Genomic DNA, 15,242 nt, shown 5'->3' on the forward strand with positions numbered 1-15,242 from the left:
AAAGAGCTGTGCCGCTTTGGCCGGTCAGGCCGGCAGCTCCAGCCCCTTGCGCGGAAGGGTCATGACCACGTGTGCGCCGCTGCGCCCGGCCCGGTTTTCAAACCGGACAACACCGCCCAGCCGCTCGATCAGCGTGGTGGCAATGAACACGCCCAGCCCCAGCCCGCCAGGCCCCGGCTCGTGGCGGCGCGTGGTGATATACGGCTCGCCCAGCTTGGAGAGAATGTCAGCGGGAAAGCCCGGCCCGTCATCGCTCACCGTGATGGTAAAGCGGTCCGCGCTCCAGCTTGCAGTCAGATGCACCTCGGCACGGGCGAAATCGACAGCGTTCTCGACAAAATTGCCCAGCGCATAGATGAGCTCAGGCCTGCGGCGCACAAGCGGCGCACCATCTTCGCCCTCCATATCAATCAGAATCGCCGCGCCGAGCCCCTTCAGTGGCGCTGAAGCCTCCTCCAGCACATCGCCCAGCGCCATGCGGTCATGCATCTGGTCGGTATCGCTGGGGGTCTGGGACAGGCGCCTGAGAATATCGCGGCAGCGCTCTGCCTGCGACACCAGAAGGGCGGCGTCCTCCTGCAACTCCGGGTCTTTCAGCGCGCGGGCCATCTCTTTGGCCGTCAACTGGATGGTGGCGAGCGGCGTGCCCAGCTCGTGGGCCGCTGCCGCCGACAGGGCGCCAAGGGCCGACAGGCGCTGTTCGCGTGCCAGCACGCTCTGTGTCGCCGCCAGCGCCGCGCCCATGCGCCTTGCCTCGCTTCCGACCCGCCAGGCATAAACCGCCGTGAAGGCGATGGTGATGACCAGCGCCAGCCACAGGCCCGCCTGATAAAGCGGCGGCAGGCTTATCTCCCCGGCCCAGTCGCTCCAGGGCAGGACCATGTGCCAGACACTCATCGCCAGCGATCCGGCAATGGTCAGCGCGGCCAGCGTCATCCACCAGCGCACCGGCAGGGCCGCCACGCCGATCAGCACGGGCGCTGCCACCACAAAGGCAAACGGGTTGGATGTGCCCCCGGTCAGTGCCACCAGCACAATCACCTGCATCACGTCAAAGGCGAGCTGGGCAAAGCTCTCGCGCTCGGTGGCAAAGCGCTGGACCGGCTGGGTCCACGCGATCACAAGGTTGAGAGCGGCGCTGGCACCGATCGCGGCCAGGCACAAGGCCAGCGGCAGGTCGAAGCCGAGGATGAAATGCACGCCGAAAACGGTGATGGTCTGGCCTGTAACCGCCAGCCATCTCAATACGATAAGGGTGCGCAGCCTGACCCGCCCGAAGAGCGGGGTCAGGGAGGGATCGGCACTGCTTTCGTCGGCATCAGTGTGAAAAAGGGCCAAATCTGGTCTCCAAGCTTGTGCTGCGACGCAGCGTAGCGCCTCGACAGGACGGTGTTTTGCGCCCTATCTATTCGGTCAGAAGCATACCGAGGAGCGGGCATCCGTGAACTGGTCAAACCGTCCTGCCTGGCTTTTTCCCGTCATCGCCAGCGCCGTCTGTGTAGTTATTGCTGTTGCCGCCCTTGTCTATGCCAGCGGACAGCGCCCGAACGCCGCCCCCGGCGTGCGTGAAAGCGGACAGGCCCTGATTGGCGGCGATTTCGAACTGGTGGCCCATACCGGCGAAACGGTGACGAACGCCGATTTCGAGGGCCGGCCCATGCTGATCTATTTCGGCTTCACCTATTGCCCCGATGTGTGCCCGATGTCGCTGCAGCTGATGGCGCAGGCGCTCGAAGAGCTGGACGAGGCGCAACGCGCCCAGTTCCAGCCTCTCCTCATCAGCCTTGATCCTGAGCGCGACACGCCCGAGGCGCTGGCACAATATGTCGAGACGCCGGTCTTCCCCGAAGGCCTGATCGGCCTGACCGGCTCGGCAGAGCAGATCCAGACAGCCGCGCGCGCCTACCGCGTCTACTATGCCCGCTCCGATGCGGATGCATCCATGGCCGAATATCTGATCGACCATTCCTCGCTTATCTATCTGATGGACCGGCAGGGCCGTTTTGTGGAGGTTTTCCCCCACGCCACCGCGCCCGAGCGCATTGCGCAATCCCTGCAACGATTTTTACAGGAAGAAGGCGCATGATCGCCGTCGTGAAATACTGCGGGCATTAAGGCCTGCTAGGCCGGAGGCCTGATTTTCAATGCTTTACACCTTCATGGAAATGACCCGCGCTGCCATGCTGCCCTGGCGCACTGCGGCCAATGTGGCCCGCTCCTCGCTGCGTTCGCCGCTAAACCCGATGGGCGACACGCTGGCCGGGCGCACCGCTGCTGCTGCCGCGGACGTGTTTGAAAGCCTGACGCGCTATTACGGCAAGCCGGAATGGGGCATTGAGCAAACCGAAGTCAACGGCGCGCCGGTTGGCATCGAGGTGGAAACCGTCTGGCGCAAGCCGTTCTGCAATCTGGTGCATTTTGCCCGCGACCGGGCCGCGCTCGCCGCCGCGCGCAAGGTCAAAGAGTCCGCGCTCAACGATCCCAGGCTTCTGCTGGTCGCGCCCATGTCCGGCCATTACGCCACCCTGCTGCGCGGTACGGTAGAGGCCTTCCTGCCGACCCATGAAGTCTACATCACCGACTGGGCCGATGCGCGCATGGTACCGATGATGGAAGGCCGGTTCGGGCTGGGCGACTACGCCGACTATGTCCGCGAGATGATTACCGTGATCGGCCCCGGTGCTCACGTGGCGGCCGTCTGCCAGCCCGGCCCGCCCGTACTGGCGGCCCTGTCACTGATGGCGCAGGACAAGGATCCGGCGCGTCCCGCCACGATGACCTTCATGGGCTCACCCATTGATGCGCGCAAAAGCCCCACCGTGCCCAACAAGCTGGCTGAAGAACGCCCGTTTGAATGGTTCCGTGACAATCTGATCCACACCGTGCCGACCGTGTATCCGGGCGCGCTGCGCCGGGTCTATCCGGGCTTTTTGCAGCTTACCGGCTTCATCAACATGAACTATGAGCGCCATGTCGACGCCCATTACGACTATTTCGCCAATCTGGTGAAAGGCGATGGCGACAGCACCGACAAGCACCGCCAGTTCTATGATGAATATCTCTCGGTCATGGACCTGACCGAGGAATTCTACCTCGAAACCATCGCCGACGTGTTCCAGGCCCACGCCTTGCCGCAAGGCAATTTCGAGGTGAAGGGCCGGCGGGTCGACCCGTCAGCCATAACCGACATCGCGCTTCTCACCGTCGAGGGTGAGAATGACGATATTTCCGGTATCGGCCAGACGCAGGCGGCTCACACACTCTGTTCGGGCCTGCCCAAAACCCTGCGCGAGGACTATATCCAGCCCGATGTCGGCCATTACGGCGTGTTCAACGGGCGGCGCTTCCGCGAGGAGATCGTCCCGCGCATGAACGCCTTCATGGAGCGCCACGCCCGCCGGGGCAAAGCCAAGGCGTCCTGACGCCGCCCTAGCGGCACAGCTCGCTGGCCTGCCTGAGCGCAGCCGTCACGCCTGACAGCGAGAAGGTGTAGGCCGTGTTGGTGCCGCGCGCGGACACCGCCTCGATCCGCATGGTGGCGCCGCGCCGCATGGCATCGACCAGCCGGGCCTCTTCGCGGGGTTCTTCGACAAAGCCTTCACGCTCATCGACATACATGCTCACCCGGTCAGAGCCGACAGTGGCGCGCGGCGGATTGTCGGCGCGCAGCTCATAGCCGGCCAGAAAGCTTGGCTGCTCGCGCGCGGCCCCGTTCGCCCAGCTGGACACGAAGAAATACACATCGCCATGATCGACCGTGCCAGGCCGCGAATCGGTGGGGCGGGTGACCGCATAGCAGATGCGTTCTGCCCCGCTTCCGCGGGTGAAGACGCGCCAGTCATTGTGCTGGCCCTGAAAGTCAGGTGCCTGGGCAAGGGACGGCGCACAAAGGGCAAAGGCACAAAAGGCGGCGGAGGCAAGGGCGAGGCGCATGGCGCGGGTTCCTGTAATGGCGGCTGGCTGCAGGCCGGTTATGTTTCTGCTCTCGTAACGGCGATTTCAAGGCGCGTAGCTCTTTAAACCGCGTTAAGGTGCATGTCTGTTTGGTGCAATCCGGAGCGCGAGAGCGATTATCCTCCTTGGCGGACTTCAAGATCAGGACTGACGTCCCGCAAGGGCGCGAGACGCTTGACGCGCTTGTGGAGGAAACCGCCCGGCAGAACCGCGCGGCGTTCGCAACCCTGTTCAATTTCTTTGCGCCACGCGTGAAATCCTATCTTTTGCGGCTGAATGCCGACGATGCGCTCGCCGAGGAAATTGCCCAGGAGGTCATGCTGACCGTCTGGCGCAAGGCCCATCAGTTTGACCGGACGCAGGCTTCGGCCTCCACCTGGATATTCCGCATAGCGCGCAACAAGCGCATCGACATAGCCCGCCGCGCGTCAAAACCGGCGCTCGACCCGGACGAGCCCTCTCTGCTGCCGGAGCCTGAAATCGCCCCTGATGAGGCGACCCATGCCAGCGCACGCGATCTGCGCGTGCAGGCGGCGCTGAAAGATTTGCCGGCCGAGCAGCTATCGCTTTTGCAGCTCGCCTTTTTTGACGGTCTTTCCCATAGCGAGATTGCCGAACGGCTGGCCCTGCCGCTGGGAACCGTGAAGTCGCGGCTGCGCCTCGCGTTCGACAAGTTGCGAAAACATCTCGACCCCGACGATCTCTAGCTGGCAAGAACTGCAATAACCATCGGCCAACCCTTGAAGTGTTATAGGCACGATCAATATCCCCGAACTCGCATCCAGATGAGACCAGACTGACGCCATGACCCTCCAGAGCCTCGGTGACGAAATTTTCTCCGCCTACGCTTCAGGCGCCCTGTCCGGTCCGATGCGCCTGCTGCTTGATACGCAAGCCGCGCTGGACCCGCAGGTCCTTGAACTGTGCAACGATGCCGAGCGGATTGCAGGCGTGCTTCTGACCGCGATGGCGCCTGCTCCGCTGCGCCCGGGCGCCATGGACGATCTCTTTGCCATCCTCGACACCGAAGCGGCCGCTGCCGGTGAGGCCGGTCCGTCGCAAATGGTCAATCACGATTCCGCCCGCAAGGCGGCGAAACTCGCCAGCCAGTCGCTTGATGAGCTTCTGGCCCTGCCTGAGCCAGTGCGCGATCTGGCGCTGGAAGCGGCTGGCAACTGGCAGTTTGCGGGCCCCGGCGTGCGCATCATGGAGCTGATGCGCGAGGACGGTGGCAAGGCCGAGCTGATCCGGCTGGAGCCAGGCCATGGCGTGCCGCGCCACACCCATGACTGCAAGGAGTTTACCCTGGTGCTGTGCGGCGCCTTCCATGACGGGCTTGCCCGCTATGGCAAGGGCGATCTGAGCGTTGCTGACCCGGACATCGAGCACAAGCCGGTAGCAGAAGCAGGCGAGGTCTGCATTGCGCTGGCCGTCACTGATGGCCCGCTGGCCTTCACCGGCCCTCTGGGCTGGGTGCAGCGCGTGCTCGGCGGGATGAATTAGTCCCTACCCTGCGGCATTTGCCCCGCTTCCCTTGGCCGCCTGATCGGCTAGTCTCACCGCCATGACAGGCAAACTCCTCTTTGACGGCGATGTAGTGGTGTCCGGCGGCGGGCTGGCCGGGCTGACCCTCGCGCTCGCCCTGCACCGCGCGGGCGTGAAAGTGGCGGTAATCGACGCGCTTCCCCTGGATACACAGGCCGATATCGCCTTTGACGGGCGCGCGTCTGCGCTCGCCTATACCTCCTGGCGCATGCTGGAACAGATTGGCGTGGCCAAGCATCTCAAAGGCCAGGCCCAGCGCATCGAGGATATTCTGGTCGTGGACGGGCGTCCGCTCGACGGGCTGAAGCCCGGCGGCCCCGGCGTCGACAACCTGCATTTCGACCGGCGTGAAATCCATCCGCGCGAAGAGGGCGAACCGCTGGGATACATGGTGGAGAACCGCCATACCCGCATCGCGGCGGCAAAATGCGCCCATGAGACGGGCCTGCCGGTCTTCGCGCCGCGCCGCGCCCTCTCCATGCAGGCACATTCCGGTCATGGCGTGCTGGAGCTTGATGGCGGCGACACGCTCCAGGCGAGCCTGATCGTGGCCTGCGATGGCAAGATGTCACGCCTGCGCGAGGGGGCCGGTATCCGCTCCCTCGGACGCCGGTACGGCCAGTCGGCCATCGTGCTGACCGTAGAGCATGAACTGCCCCATGAGGGTGTGGCGTATGAATATTTCATGCCGGGCGGGCCGTTCGCCATCCTGCCCCTGACCGGCAACCGTTCCAGCCTTGTCTGGACCGAGAAGGACGCGCCCGCGCGCGCCATTGCCGCGCTTGACCCGCAAGGCTTTCAGGAAGCGCTCGAAGCGCGCTTCGGTGATTTTCTGGGCGAAGTGAAGCCGGTGAGCCAGGTGCATGTCTATCCGCTGGGCCTGATGCTGGCCGAACGCTTCACAGCAGAGCGTCTGGCGCTGGCGGGCGATGCGGCGCGCACCATCCACCCCATTGCCGGGCAGGGCTTCAATCTGGGCATTCGCGACGCGGCAGCCCTGTGCGAAGTGATCGTCGATGCCCTGCGCGCCGGGCTCGATCCGGGATCGCAGGCTGCGCTGACCCGCTATGAGCGCTGGCGCAAGACGGATTCAGCCGCCCTTGCGCTCGGCACTGATGCTTTCAACCTGCTCTTTTCCAACGACAATACGGCGCTGCGTCATGCGCGCGGGCTGGGGCTGTCCCTGACCAATGCCATTCCCGTGGCGCGCCGCTTCTTCATGCGCACGGCCGGCGGGGAGACCGGCGATCTGCCGCGCCTGCTCAAGGGTGAAGCGCTCTCGCTCTGACCACCCCCTTGAAACGCAGAACGCCCCCCGGCGGGGGACCGGGAGGCGTTCCAGTGAAGCGTGCCGTCCGGGGGGAGGGACTGACTGACACGCTTTCCGTTGCGCGTGCTAATGCACGCTTACGGGAGCCGCACCATGCCAGCGCGCAGCGGCAAAAGCCGCATCGCGATCGGCAAACAGGCCGACACGGCGCCCGTCTTCATCATGTATAGCGTATAACTGCTGATCGGGTTCCAGCGTCACGCCATCAATTTCAATCGCATTGCCAGGCTGGACCTGCTCGAACACGTCTGCGGCCGCGATTTCGCGTACATAGACGGTGGCAGGCACACCCGACTCGCCTTGTTCAAACTCTTCAGGAGCCATGTTTGGGCCTCCTCTTCAATGCCCTCGGATATAGAGGTGGGGACCACATCCCGCCTCTTCAAGAGGCTGCTTGCAGGAAGCATCCGGCCACGAAAAAGCCCCGCCAGCCGAGGCTGACGGGGCGTCTTCAATAGTCGGGCAGACGCGCTAGCCCGCGACGCGGCCCAGAAGCTCGCCCAGCGCCGTCAGGCGTGCGCCATCACGGCCCTCGGTCTCAGCGGCGGCAGATGCCAGATCACGCGACAGCCGGCGCAGATTGCCCCGGTTCATGCGGCCATCAGCCCAGCGGGAAACCTCGGTGCCTGCGCGCTCCAGAAGGCCTGCCTCAACGGCCTCGCCGCGCGCGAGCTGATCCAGATAGGCCTGCGCCACCACTGCGCTGTCTTCCCACACGATGCGGGTCTGGGTCTGCGGGTTGACCTCAGCCTCGATCACCGCCTCGGCGGCGGCGAGTTCCGCTCCGGAGAGATGCTCGCCCGCCTCTAGGCGCAGCACATCAAGCCCGCGCGCGATCTCGCTGGCGTAGATGCGGCCATTATACCAGTAGGACGACCAGTAACCGGCGACGACCAGATTGTCCGGATCCACCGGCCCGCGGTCAAAATAGGCGATCTCGAAAGGATTGCGCGGATCGGTGAAGTCCATCACCGAGATGCCGCCCTGATACCAGGACTGCACCATGATATCGCGGCCCGGCACCGGCACCAGAGAGCCATTATGCGCCACGCAGTTCTCGCTGGAGCCTTGCGTGGAGGGCAGCTTGTAGAAGGTCTGGCCGCGCAGCACATTGCCCTCGATCGTGGCAATCAGGTTGGCACCCCAGTTGGCCGGGTCTTCTGCCCGGCAGCGCGGCGCCGTGCCGCCGCCCCACTCATCGGTGAAGACGACCACATCACCTTCATTGTTGAAGGTGGCCGAGTGCCAGTAGGCCATGTCCGGGTCAAAGAGCTCGGAAATGCGCGACGGATTGGCGGGGTCGGTGATGTCCAGCAATATGCCGTTACCGCTGCACGCGCCGCCGGCAATGCCAAGCTCCGGGTAGACCGTGATGTCGTGGCAGTGATTGGTCTGGGAGGTGCGCTGGCTGGCAATGCCCAGCTGGCCGCCCTGCCAGAGGCCGGCAATCTCGCCGGTTTCGCGGTCGGCAAAGATGCGCGGACTGTCGATCAGCTCTGCCGTTTCCGGCGCATCAAGCGGCACGCGGATAATGTCGATCGAGTAGAGGGAGGTCTCCGGGTTTTCGCCGGGCTGCCCGTCAGAGCAGAATTCCAGCTCATCGCCTGAACGCACCGGCTGCGTGCCCGAATTGTAGACATAAAGAATATTCTCATCGTTCGGATCGGGCAGCAGGGTGTGCGTGTGCGAACCCCGGCAGGTCTGCACGGCAGCGATCTGGCGCGGGGCGGTGATGTCGGAAATGTCAAAAATGCGGATGCCGCGGAAACGGTCCGGATTGACCTCGCCTTCAGCGGCCTCAGAGCCGCAATCAAGCCGGGCCCGGTTATGCTCCACCGACAGGAAAAGCAGATCGCCATAGACCGACACATCGCCCTGTCCGCCCGGACACACGACCGCCGTCACCAGCTCAGGCGCGTCCCCGGCCACGTTGTAGATCAGGAAGCCGTGATAATTGCCCATGATGACGTGATCGCCCTGGAAGGCAAAATCGGTATTGGCCAGAGCCAGCGGCGTGAAGGCGGGCGGGGCGGCGTCCTCACCGCGTTCCTCGGCCTCGCGCGCAGCGCGCATGGCGGCCATGAACTGGGCCGGCGCAAACAGGGCGCGCTCGTCAAAGAAGGCGTCGATGGGCGGAACATTATGCTCCAGCACCATGTTCCAGCTGGCGCTTTCCGCATCGAAAAGCCCGCCCGCCAGATGGGAGCGCTCATCCTCGCCCACCGTGTTCACCTGGGCCTGCGCCGTACCGATAGCGAGCGACAGGACGCCAAGCGCGGCAGTGCATTTGAGCAAATGTTTCATCGTGAACTTTCCCCGGTTTGCGCAAGCTTTCCTTGCGTCTAGTGATGGTGATGATGGTGGTGGCTGTGCGGCTCTGCCTCGCGCTCTTCGGCGGGTGGCAAATCGCGCAGCAGGTTCTGCATGCGCAAGATCTCGGCCATCTGGTCGGCCACGATATGGCCGGTGAAGTCCGACATGATGATGTCCTCGGCGGCGCCTGGATGTTCCAGCAGCTCGTCGACCATGATGAGCGCGCCCTCGTGGTGATGGATCATGCCCTCCAGGAAGAGCCGGTCGAACTCACCCCCTTCGGCAGCAGCCAGCGCGCGCATCTGGTTGACTGACAGCATGCCGGTCATCAGCGGGACATCATCGGGATCATCAGAGGCATGGTGGCCGTGATGCGCGTGATGGTGGTCATGCCCGCCAGCCCCGTGATGTTCGTGCAGGTCATCGGCTTCCTGCGCCTCGCCGCGCCGGATAAGCCAGTCGCGCATCAGGGCAATCTCATCGTCCTGCGAACGGGCAATGCGTCCGCCAATGGCGATGATGGAGGGATTGGACGTACGCCCTTCAATGAGCGCGACCATGTCCACCGCCTGCTGGTGATGGACGATCATGTGCTGCATGAAGCGCGTATCGGCGGCCGTATGACGCGTCTGGCTGAGCGCGCGCGACCGCTCCGCGCTGATCTCACGCGTCGGCTCGCCCGGTGCGCCGGGCTGCAATATGGGCGGACCATCTGCCGTAACGGCCATCGCCAGTGCCAGTAAGGTGCTGACAGCTATCAATTATATTCCCCGGGCTCTTGTGACTATTGGTCTGAACCCTAGCCGCAGACAGGCCGGGGGCAAGTCGCAAACGCGTGATCAGGTGCGTTCCCGCCCCGCAAGAAAGCGCCTAGCGCAACTCTGGCGCCGCGCGGCACACGACCCGGCCCCGCCCGTCACGTACAACCAGCGCGGCCTGGACAGGGGCGGCGCCGGGGCGGGTTACGGGTCCGTAGAGGCCCGCCGCGCTGTGGTCCGCGACCGGACGATATTGCCCGTCAAGCGTGATGCGGGTCAGCTCCTGCACACGTGATCCGCCCTGCAGAGGGCCGGACTGGTCGGACTGGAGCCCGTCACTGCGCACGCTCAAGGACCAGTGCCCCGAAATGCCGGGCGCGGCGCGGGCGATCAGCTGCCGCGTGCCACGGCCCTGCACCAGCACCAGTGAGCACGCCTCGCCGGGCCGTATGTCCGGTGCGCGCGGCGGTGGCGGGTTGAACCAGGGCTGCTGGGCCATTGCCGCGCCCGGCAGCACAACTGCAAAGGCCAGAACGGCCGCACTGATGGCGGCCCTCGCGGCGCAGCGGCCCGGGCGCCGTACAGAGGCGTCGTACTCAGGGCGTGACATGGCAAACCTCCCGTTCAGGGCCGGACCTTGGCCGGCTGCTGGACAGGACATTGCCACCTGCCAGCTGAACGCAGGCAGAGCGCAGCGTTTAGCGCAGGTTCAGGTTTCCGCCGTCAGTCGCTCAGCGCTCCAGCACATCCCTCACCCACGGCCCGTAGGGCGAACCGCCCAGCATGGCCAGCTGGGTCTCGCGGCTGGCCTCGTTGATGCCGAGCTGGGGCCGGGCAACGGGATGCACGGCCACGCGCAAGGGCCGCGTTCCGCCGGGGCTGGCAATCAGCTGCGCGATGGCGTCGGGTATATCCATCGGATCGGTGCTGCCGCCCCCGCCGCCCGCGCCCATGCCCGCTATCAGTTCCGGGTAGGCCGCCAGCCGCTCCGCCGGCGTACGCTCCAGCAGGGCAGCTGTCAGGACGCTGGCACTGTTCCAGATCTGCGTGGGGTAGCCGCCCGGCTGGATGATGGTCACATCGATGCCCTGCGGCACCAGCTCATAGGCCATCGCCTCGCTCATGGCTTCCAGCGCAAACTTGACCGGCGAGTAGTGCCCCAGGCCCGGCACGATCACCCGGCCGAGCTGGGAGGAAATCTGCACGATCAGACCGCTGCCCGCCGCGCGCATGGCCGGCAGGACGGCCCGCGCCATGCGGTGAGGGCCAAACGTATTGGTCTCGAAAATGAGGCGCGTGGCCTCCATGTCCTGCAGCTCTATCGGACCGGCCAGCGCGATCCCGGCATTGTTTACCAGCACATCGAGCGTACCGCCGGTCGCTTCGAGCACTTCGGCCACGCCGCTCGCCACGCTGTCATCAGAAGTGACATCAATCTCCACCACCTCGATGGCGAGCCCTTCAGCCTCCGCCAGAGCGGTCAGCTCATCAGCTTCGGCGCGGGGCAGATTGCGCATCGAGGCGAACACCCGCGCGCCGAGCCGCGCATAATGCTCCGCGCCAGCCCGCCCGAAGCCAGACGATGATCCCGTGATGAGGATGGTCTTGCCCTCAAGGGATGGTTCAGAGCGCAGCGCCTTGCCGAGTGCCGCTGAACTGGCGCCAGCCGCGCTCACCGCCGCTGCTGCCACTGCCGTACCGCCCAGCAAACCCCGGCGGCTGATACCCTGACTGGCCATGCTCCGCTCCCTTCATTGATCGCTCTGGCAGCGAGGATAGGCAAAACGGGGGTGAAGACAAACAGACCGGGAAAAGCCGGAAAACAAAAACCCCGCCAGCGTGTCGCGGGCGGGGTTTTCGGTGTGATGGTGGAGCCAGGCGGAATCGAACCGCCGACCTCTTGAATGCCATTCAAGCGCTCTCCCAACTGAGCTATGGCCCCGGTATCTCGTTAGGTGGCGGGTTGGGGCCCGCCGGATTTGGAGCGCGGAAACTAGTCAGCTTGCGCGCGCCGATCAAGTGGCAAACGCAATCGCCATGCGCCTGCCGTGCAGCACCCGTCTACGGGGTATCGTCATCATCGTCTTCGACGCCGATATCTGCATCGAAATCGTCTTCATCATCATCAAGCAGGATGCCGTCATCATCGTCTTCGTCGTCCAGATCGGCCTCTTCGTCGGAGAACCCGTCCAGATCATCGTCGACCGGGGCCTTCTTGCCTTTCACCGGAGCGACATCGTCGTCCTCGTCCTCGTCATCACCCAGATCGATGGGCTCTTCGTCGAGTTCGGGCGCGTCATCGTCCGCGTCGTCATCATCATCGTCGCTGTCGGCTGCATCATCTGCCGCGTCCAGCTCTTCATCGTCCTCCAGCCCTTCTTCTTCCTTGTCGTCCTCCACCTTGGGCTTGGGCGACTTGCGGGCCGGTTTCATCACGACCTCTGCAAAGTAGGAGACCGGGTATTCCTTGCCGGTGAAAGGCGAAACAATCGGGTCTTTGCCAAGGTCATAGAATTTCTTGCCGGTTTCCGGGCAGATTCGCTTGACGCCAAGATCGGGTTTGGGCACGGGACTTGATCCTTCAGCGCTGGATTGGTCTTTGAGGCGGCGCGCCTGTTGCCACGTCTGCGCCGCGCTGTCAAAACCCGATTTTCAGCCCGTTACAAGCACGAAAGTCAAACCCATGGTTTCCAACGGTAAAGCAGCCGCCCGCCCGGCTGCATCAGGTGCGCGCACCGCACGCAAAGCCGTCCGGATCGAGGGCGTCCGGGCCGCCTCGCCAGACAAGTCCATCTCGCACCGGGCGATCATGCTGGCGGGCATGGCGCAAGGCACCAGCCAGATCGAGGGCCTTCTGGAAAGCGCAGACGTACTGGCGACCGCCGGTGCGGTGCGCGCGCTGGGGGCCAGTGTCGAACGCACCGGGGATGGACATTGGCAGGTAACAGGCGCGCCGCAATGGCGCTCCCCTGAAGGCGATCTCGACCTTGGCAATTCCGGCACCGGCGTGCGCCTGCTGATGGGCGCGGCGGCACGCTTTGACCTGACCGCCCGCTTTACCGGCGATGTCTCTCTGTCCTCCCGGCCGATGGAACGCGTGCTGGCACCCTTGCGCCTGATGGGCGTGACCACCAGCGCAGCGGACGGCGGACGCCTGCCGGTCACGCTCAACGGCTCTGCCCGGCTGAACGCGATTCGCTACACCCCGCCTGTCGCATCTGCGCAGGTGAAAAGCGCCATATTGCTGGCAGGTCTCGGCGCGGAGGGCGAAACAGTCGTCATCGAGCCGGAGGCCACGCGCGCCCATACCGAGACACTGGCGCCCCTGTTTGGCGCAGATATGTCCATGGAGCGTGATGGTGCGGGCCTGATTGCGCGCGTGCGCGGCGGCAAGGCGCTGCACAGCGCCGATATGCATGTGCCGGGCGATCCCTCCTCTGCCGCCTTCCCGCTGGCAGCAGGGCTGGTGGCCGGCACTGGCCCTGTCAGTGTGACGGGCGTGATGACCAATCCGGCCCGCTTCGGGCTCTACGAGGTGCTAAAAACAATGGGCGCGGACATGACCATAACCCCCGCCGGCACCCGCGCGGGCGAGGCACTCGCCGATATTACCGTGCGGCCAGGCGCTCTGAAGGGCGTCGAGGTGCCGCCCGAAATCGCGCCCTCCATGATCGATGAATACCCGATCCTCGCTGTCATCGCGGCATTCGCACAAGGCGTGACACATATGACGGGCCTCGCGGAACTCAGGGCCAAGGAAAGCGACCGGCTGGCAGCCTCTGCCGCGCTGCTGGCCGCCAATGGCGTGAAGGTGGAGCTGGGCGAGGACAGCCTGACGGTTCATGGCATGGGACCGGGCGGGGTGCCGGGCGGCGGGCTCGTCAAGACGCTGCACGATCACCGCCTCGCCATGGCCGGGCTGGTGCTGGGCCTTGGCGCAAAAGAGCCGGTGACGGTCGATGACGTAGCAATGATCGCGACCTCCTATCCCGGCTTTTTTGATGACATGGCCGCGCTCGGCGCGGACATCGGATAAGCGGAGCCGCACATTCACCGCTTCCCTCCCCTGTCCTGACGCTCTAGATCAGGCTCCTCACCTTTCCAGCGCGCGAATGAGCCCATGACCCAGCCCAACGCCTTTTCCCACTATCCCGATGCCAACGGCCTCTTTGGCGAGTATGGCGGGCGCTTTGTCGCCGAGACGCTGATGCCGAACGTGCTGGCGCTGGAAAAGGCCTATGCGAAATGGAAGGACGATCCGGCCTTCGTGAAGGAGCTGGAGGAATTCGCGCGCGATTTCGTCGGCCGCCCGAGCCCGCTCTATTTCGCCGAACGTCTGACCGAAGAGTTTGGCGGAGCGCAGATCTGGTTCAAGCGCGACGAGCTCAATCATACCGGCGCACACAAGATCAATAATTGCCTCGGCCAGGTGCTGCTCGCCCGCCTGATGGGCAAGACGCGCATCATCGCAGAGACCGGCGCAGGCCAGCATGGCGTCGCGACCGCCACCGTGGCGGCCCGCTTTGGCCTGCCGTGCGAGGTTTATATGGGCGCCACGGACGTGGAGCGGCAGAAACCCAACGTCTTCCGCATGAAGCTCCTCGGCGCGAAGGTCCACGCCGTCACATCGGGGCGCGGCACCCTGAAAGACGCGATGAACGAGGCCTTGCGTGACTGGGTGACCAACCCGGATGACACGTTTTACGTGATCGGCACGGTCGCTGGCCCGCACCCCTATCCGATGATGGTACGCGATTTTCAAAGCGTGATCGGCCGCGAGGCGCGCGCCCAGATGCTCGAGCGCATTGGCCGCCTGCCCGACGCCGCTGTTGCCTGTATTGGCGGCGGATCGAACGCGATGGGGCTGTTTTACCCCTTCCTGGAAGACGAGACCGTACGCCTGATCGGTGTCGAGGCCGCCGGCAAGGGCGTCGATACGCCCGACCACGCGGCCAGCCTCAATGGCGGCAAGCCCGGCATTCTCCATGGCAATCGCACCTACCTCTTGCAGGACGAGGACGGCCAGATCGTGGAGGGCCACTCCATCTCGGCCGGTCTCGACTATCCCGGTATCGGGCCGGAGCACGCCTTCCTGCACGATGTGGGGCGCGCCGAATACCGCCACGCCACCGACGCCGAGGCGCTGGACATGTTCCAGCTCTGCTCAAAGCTTGAAGGCATCATCCCGGCGCTGGAACCCGCCCACGCGCTCGCCCGCGTGCGTGACCTCGCCAAGGAACTGGGGCCCGATGGCGTGATCCTGATGAATATGTGCGGACGCGGCGACAAGGACGTGTTCTCTGTCGCGGGGGCCTTGGGGGTGGAGCTGTAACGATGACCCT

General features: G+C 64.7%; 15 protein-coding genes and 1 tRNA gene. 7 read left to right on the top strand and 9 right to left on the bottom strand.

Annotation, left to right across the window (positions count from 1 at the left end; all coding sequences use genetic code 11):
- Positions 1-24: 24 nt before the first annotated feature.
- Positions 25-1,338 (bottom strand): ActS/PrrB/RegB family redox-sensitive histidine kinase, encoded by a 1,314-nt coding sequence (locus X907_RS13855; protein ID WP_127568998.1) that lies wholly within the window; start codon positions 1,336-1,338, stop codon positions 25-27.
- 103 nt (positions 1,339-1,441) lie between these two features.
- Between X907_RS13855 and X907_RS13860 the strand changes: the two genes are divergently transcribed.
- Both X907_RS13860 and X907_RS13865 read left to right on the top strand, forming a co-directional pair.
- On the top strand, positions 1,442-2,086 hold the full coding sequence (locus tag X907_RS13860; protein WP_127569000.1) for an SCO family protein: 645 nt from the start codon (positions 1,442-1,444) through the stop codon (positions 2,084-2,086).
- Between the two features lie 58 nt (positions 2,087-2,144).
- Positions 2,145-3,422 (top strand): polyhydroxyalkanoate depolymerase, encoded by a 1,278-nt coding sequence (locus X907_RS13865; RefSeq protein WP_127569002.1) that lies wholly within the window; start codon positions 2,145-2,147, stop codon positions 3,420-3,422.
- Positions 3,423-3,429: 7 nt separating this feature from the next.
- Here X907_RS13865 and X907_RS13870 read toward each other — a convergent pair whose 3' ends face one another.
- The gene (locus X907_RS13870) at positions 3,430-3,933 is read right to left on the bottom strand and encodes an invasion associated locus B family protein (protein ID WP_127569004.1); all 504 of its coding nucleotides are present in this window, start codon (positions 3,931-3,933) and stop codon (positions 3,430-3,432) included.
- A gap of 146 nt (positions 3,934-4,079) precedes the next feature.
- Between X907_RS13870 and X907_RS13875 the strand changes: the two genes are divergently transcribed.
- From X907_RS13875 to X907_RS13885, 3 genes are all read left to right on the top strand, one after another.
- Positions 4,080-4,661 (top strand): sigma-70 family RNA polymerase sigma factor, encoded by a 582-nt coding sequence (locus X907_RS13875; protein WP_127569006.1) that lies wholly within the window; start codon positions 4,080-4,082, stop codon positions 4,659-4,661.
- A 97-nt stretch (positions 4,662-4,758) separates the two neighbouring features.
- Positions 4,759-5,457, top strand: a complete 699-nt coding sequence (locus tag X907_RS13880; protein ID WP_127569008.1) for a ChrR family anti-sigma-E factor — start codon at positions 4,759-4,761, stop codon at positions 5,455-5,457.
- Between the two features lie 61 nt (positions 5,458-5,518).
- Positions 5,519-6,787 carry an FAD-dependent monooxygenase gene (locus X907_RS13885; RefSeq protein WP_127569010.1) on the top strand — a complete coding sequence of 423 codons (1,269 nt, stop codon included), beginning with the start codon at positions 5,519-5,521 and terminating at the stop codon, positions 6,785-6,787.
- Positions 6,788-6,895: 108 nt separating this feature from the next.
- On the opposite strand, the gene X907_RS13890 is transcribed toward X907_RS13885, so the two are convergent.
- The 7 genes from X907_RS13890 to X907_RS13920 form a co-directional block, all read right to left on the bottom strand.
- The gene (locus X907_RS13890; protein WP_127569012.1) at positions 6,896-7,153 is read right to left on the bottom strand and encodes a DUF1150 family protein; all 258 of its coding nucleotides are present in this window, start codon (positions 7,151-7,153) and stop codon (positions 6,896-6,898) included.
- A gap of 147 nt (positions 7,154-7,300) precedes the next feature.
- A complete protein-coding gene (locus tag X907_RS13895; protein ID WP_127569014.1) occupies positions 7,301-9,133 on the bottom strand; it encodes an LVIVD repeat-containing protein in 1,833 nt (610 codons plus the stop codon).
- Positions 9,134-9,171: 38 nt separating this feature from the next.
- A complete protein-coding gene (locus X907_RS13900; RefSeq protein ID WP_127569016.1) occupies positions 9,172-9,903 on the bottom strand; it encodes a DUF305 domain-containing protein in 732 nt (243 codons plus the stop codon).
- A 109-nt stretch (positions 9,904-10,012) separates the two neighbouring features.
- The gene (locus tag X907_RS13905; RefSeq protein WP_127569018.1) at positions 10,013-10,510 is read right to left on the bottom strand and encodes a hypothetical protein; all 498 of its coding nucleotides are present in this window, start codon (positions 10,508-10,510) and stop codon (positions 10,013-10,015) included.
- 121 nt (positions 10,511-10,631) lie between these two features.
- A complete protein-coding gene (locus X907_RS13910) occupies positions 10,632-11,639 on the bottom strand; it encodes an SDR family oxidoreductase (RefSeq protein ID WP_127569020.1) in 1,008 nt (335 codons plus the stop codon).
- Between the two features lie 127 nt (positions 11,640-11,766).
- A tRNA-Ala gene (locus X907_RS13915) sits at positions 11,767-11,842 on the bottom strand.
- Between the two features lie 119 nt (positions 11,843-11,961).
- Positions 11,962-12,468, bottom strand: a complete 507-nt coding sequence (locus X907_RS13920; protein WP_127569022.1) for a TIGR02300 family protein — start codon at positions 12,466-12,468, stop codon at positions 11,962-11,964.
- 115 nt (positions 12,469-12,583) lie between these two features.
- Between X907_RS13920 and aroA the strand changes: the two genes are divergently transcribed.
- Positions 12,584-13,936 (top strand): 3-phosphoshikimate 1-carboxyvinyltransferase, encoded by a 1,353-nt coding sequence (aroA, locus tag X907_RS13925; protein WP_127569024.1) that lies wholly within the window; start codon positions 12,584-12,586, stop codon positions 13,934-13,936.
- 84 nt (positions 13,937-14,020) lie between these two features.
- A complete protein-coding gene (trpB, locus tag X907_RS13930) occupies positions 14,021-15,232 on the top strand; it encodes a tryptophan synthase subunit beta (RefSeq protein WP_127569026.1) in 1,212 nt (403 codons plus the stop codon).
- Positions 15,233-15,242 lie beyond the last annotated feature (10 nt).

This window comes from Glycocaulis alkaliphilus, assembly GCF_004000605.1.
In the GTDB taxonomy this organism is placed as follows: domain Bacteria; phylum Pseudomonadota; class Alphaproteobacteria; order Caulobacterales; family Maricaulaceae; genus Glycocaulis; species Glycocaulis alkaliphilus.

Coding starts and splice junctions, on each gene's coding strand:
- X907_RS13905 (WP_127569018.1), bottom strand. CDS start 10,510: ATGTCACGCCCTGAGTACGACGCCTCTGTACGGCGCCCGGGCCGCTGC.
- aroA (WP_127569024.1), top strand. CDS start 12,584: ATGGTTTCCAACGGTAAAGCAGCCGCCCGCCCGGCTGCATCAGGTGCG.
- X907_RS13880 (WP_127569008.1), top strand. CDS start 4,759: ATGACCCTCCAGAGCCTCGGTGACGAAATTTTCTCCGCCTACGCTTCA.
- X907_RS13870 (WP_127569004.1), bottom strand. CDS start 3,933: ATGCGCCTCGCCCTTGCCTCCGCCGCCTTTTGTGCCTTTGCCCTTTGT.
- X907_RS13910 (WP_127569020.1), bottom strand. CDS start 11,639: ATGGCCAGTCAGGGTATCAGCCGCCGGGGTTTGCTGGGCGGTACGGCA.
- X907_RS13895 (WP_127569014.1), bottom strand. CDS start 9,133: ATGAAACATTTGCTCAAATGCACTGCCGCGCTTGGCGTCCTGTCGCTC.
- X907_RS13885 (WP_127569010.1), top strand. CDS start 5,519: ATGACAGGCAAACTCCTCTTTGACGGCGATGTAGTGGTGTCCGGCGGC.
- X907_RS13890 (WP_127569012.1), bottom strand. CDS start 7,153: ATGGCTCCTGAAGAGTTTGAACAAGGCGAGTCGGGTGTGCCTGCCACC.
- trpB (WP_127569026.1), top strand. CDS start 14,021: ATGACCCAGCCCAACGCCTTTTCCCACTATCCCGATGCCAACGGCCTC.
- X907_RS13865 (WP_127569002.1), top strand. CDS start 2,145: ATGCTTTACACCTTCATGGAAATGACCCGCGCTGCCATGCTGCCCTGG.